Annotated in this window: 3 protein-coding genes; 2 read left to right on the plus strand and 1 reads right to left on the minus strand. The window is 62.0% G+C overall.

Going from position 1 to position 2,946, the window contains the following annotated elements; genetic code table 11:
• Both JF66_RS20425 and JF66_RS20430 read left to right on the plus strand, forming a co-directional pair.
• A partial coding sequence (locus JF66_RS20425; RefSeq protein ID WP_035880763.1) for a hypothetical protein occupies positions 1-344 on the plus strand: 344 nt, incomplete at its 5' end.
• Positions 345-537: 193 nt separating this feature from the next.
• A complete protein-coding gene (locus JF66_RS20430; RefSeq protein WP_035880764.1) occupies positions 538-888 on the plus strand; it encodes a VOC family protein in 351 nt (116 codons plus the stop codon).
• 266 nt (positions 889-1,154) lie between these two features.
• On the opposite strand, the gene JF66_RS20435 is transcribed toward JF66_RS20430, so the two are convergent.
• Positions 1,155-2,946 (minus strand): bifunctional diguanylate cyclase/phosphodiesterase (locus JF66_RS20435; protein ID WP_051973797.1); only part of this gene is annotated, 1,792 nt, incomplete at its 5' end.

Consider the following 2,946-nt stretch of genomic DNA (forward strand, 5'->3'; position numbering starts at 1 on the left):
ACGCGGGAGCGAGTCCGTGGAACAGCATCCACTCCGCCCGGTGGCATTCGGGCAACTACTTCATCGTGCAAGATGAGCGCGCGAACGGGCCGTTCGACACCCTTAGTCTGATGGGCTGGGACGCTGAAGCCGGCCGCTATTTCGCCCGAACGATCGAGAATCACGGATTCGCACGCGATTACACGCTGACTGTCGACAGTCATACCTGGACGCTGACCGGCGAGCACGAGCGAGCAACGTATCGATTTGGCGAAGACGGTCGCAGCCAGGAGATCGCCTGGGAGTGGAAACCCGCTGAAGTATGGCTACCGCTTTGCGACCGCACCGCTAATCGCATCAACTGATCGAGCACCAACGGCTTCCAACTGTTTGCAAGCGCTGCCAAGCGCTGTGTCATACAGGAACGGCCACCGCGACTGATTTGCCGAGTTCGTGGCCAAGGTGCGACCAGTTCATCCGGCATTGCGCATATTGATCTGACCTCTCGCCGAGAAGTTAGTGCCGCCACGCTGTAGACGCGATTGCTAGGTTGGCTTCATGAAGGCAGAGAATATTACGGTCGGTGTTCCCGTTCATGATCTCAAACGAGCGATCACCTGGTATCAATCGGCATTCGAACTGGGTGAACCTGACCAGATCCCGCTGGACGGTCTTGCCGAATTCGATTTAGGTGCGTTCTGGCTCCAGTTGACCGTGGACCCCGAGCTTGCAGGCCACGGCGGCCTCTCGGTGAATATCAGCGTGAAGGACGCATCCGCCGAGCGTCAGAAGTTTGCGCACCAAGGCCTCAATGTCACAGAATTGCAGCGATTCGAAGGGGTCGTTGAGTTCTTCGAGCTCACCGACCTGGACGGCAACAAGATCGGGTTTGTCACCGAGTTGAGCTGACGACCCAACCATGAAGGGCGACGGCCACTGCGACCTATCGGCCCGGAATGCGCCGCTGCCATCCGTGTCGCAGGGGAACCCGCTACGGGACGCCGGTGACTTGATAACTGAACACGCTTTGTCTTGCCTGATTGGCGGACTTCGAGCAAAACAGGGCAACTCGTTCGAATAATCCGAGACGCATAACTTAGAAACTGACGTGGCCCCGTCGCCTGCATACCAAGCAGGCTCGCGATTCTTGCTCGCTCCCCTAGGACAGACTCGCCCTACCTTCCAGGAAGTTCTCTCTCCGTTGCCGGGAGTGGGGCCGGTCTGCCGAAGAGGTAACCTTGCCCGCATTCCCATCCCTGGGCGCGCAGGATGTCAGCTTGCAGCTGCGTCTCGATCCCCTCCGCGATCCCGGTGAGGCGCAAGCCCTTGACCAGCCCACTCACTCCCCGGGCAAGGGTATTGGCGTGGCTCTCCTTCTCAGTGAGGTCCTGCACTAAACGCAGGTCGAGCTTGACCCCGGTGACCGGCAGGTCCCGTAACACCGAGATGGACGAGGGCCCGGTGCCGAAGTCGTCCACGTGGATGCCTGCACCTGCCTTTCGCAAGAAAGCCAGCGCGTCCCGCGCGGACTCAGTGAGGCTGAGTGCCGCGGTCTCGGTCACATCGATCACGATCCGTGCCGGGTCGACGTCATAGTCGGTCAGATTGCCCTGGACGCTGGCGAGCCAGCCGGGCGCAGCCGCCTCAACTGCCGAGACGTTCACGCTGATCGGTCCCGGCAGGTCGGGGCGCTCGGCAAGGAGTGCGCACACCTGGCGCAGTACTTGGGCGCCGATGTCGTTGATCAGACCGGTGGCCGCGGCGACTTCGAGGAAGTCCTCGGGGCGTAGGAGCCCGCGACTTGGGTGCGACCACCGCACGAGCGCCTCGTGGCCGACGACGTGGCCTTCGGCCAGGGCCACGATGGGCTGGTAATAAATGAAGAATTCGCTGCGAGCGATCCCCTCACGCAGGTCTTCTTCGAGGGTGCGACGCGCCACGGCCTGCTCATTCATGGCGCTATCGAAGAAGTGCCAGCGGGCTCGCCCAGAGGCCTTGGCACGAAAAAGTGCAGAGTCCGCGTCGCGGAGCAGGCTGTCGGAGCTTGACGTCGGCGTCGACGTGGCGATACCGATGGACACGGTCGGCATGATTCGATGACCGTGCACCTCAATGTCGGCCGAGATCGAGGCAGATACTCGCTCGGCGCAGCGCAGCACATCTTGAACATGTTCGACGTCCTGGATCACGATGACGAACTCGTCTCCGCCGATGCGTCCGACCCGGTCCCCGGAGCGCAGGTCCGCCACGATCCGGTGCGCCACCGTGGCGAGCACCTCGTCGCCGGCCGCGTGCCCCAGTGAGTCATTGACGGCCTTGAAGTGGTCCAAATCCACGAATAGCGCCCCCACCGCATGACCCACACGTTTCGCGGCGAGAAGATCGGCGTCCAAGATGTCCAGAATCCAGGCACGGTTATGCAACCCGGTCAGCGGATCGTGGAAGGCTTGGTAGATCAGGGCCTCCTGCGCCTGCCTGACCCCGGTCACGTCACGTGCCGCGGCGAACACACCCAAAACGTTGCCGTCAACATCCCGGTACACCGACGCGTTGTACAACACCTCCATCAACGTGCCATCACGGTGACGCATCGTCAGCGGGTAGTCAACGGCCATGCCTTTCTCAAACACCAGCTGGTAAATCGCCTCCGCCTTCTCGGGCTCCGTGAAGCAATCCGAGAAAGTCGTCCCGATCAGCTCCACCCGAGGAATGCCCGTCGCCTGGACCGTGGCCTCATTGGCATCCGTGATCAGTCCCTCCGGACTGATCGCCACCAACGAATCCAGACTCGACTCAATCATCGACCGGGCCGACTCAAACGCCCTCCTCAGGGCTGTCACGTCGCGTGCCGCCGCGAACACGGCGAGCACGTTGCCGCTAGCGTCCCGGTACACCGATGCGTTGTACAGCACTTCGGTCAGCGTCCCGTCCCGGTGGCGGAGGGTCAACGGGTAGGCGAGGCCCATA

The sequence above is a fragment of the Cryobacterium sp. MLB-32 genome (assembly GCF_000738085.1).
GTDB lineage: Bacteria > Actinomycetota > Actinomycetes > Actinomycetales > Microbacteriaceae > Cryobacterium.

Bases quoted from the DNA above. Each gene is read 5' to 3' on its own strand.
- JF66_RS20430 (WP_035880764.1), top strand. From the start codon at position 538: ATGAAGGCAGAGAATATTACGGTCGGTGTTCCCGTTCATGATCTCAAA.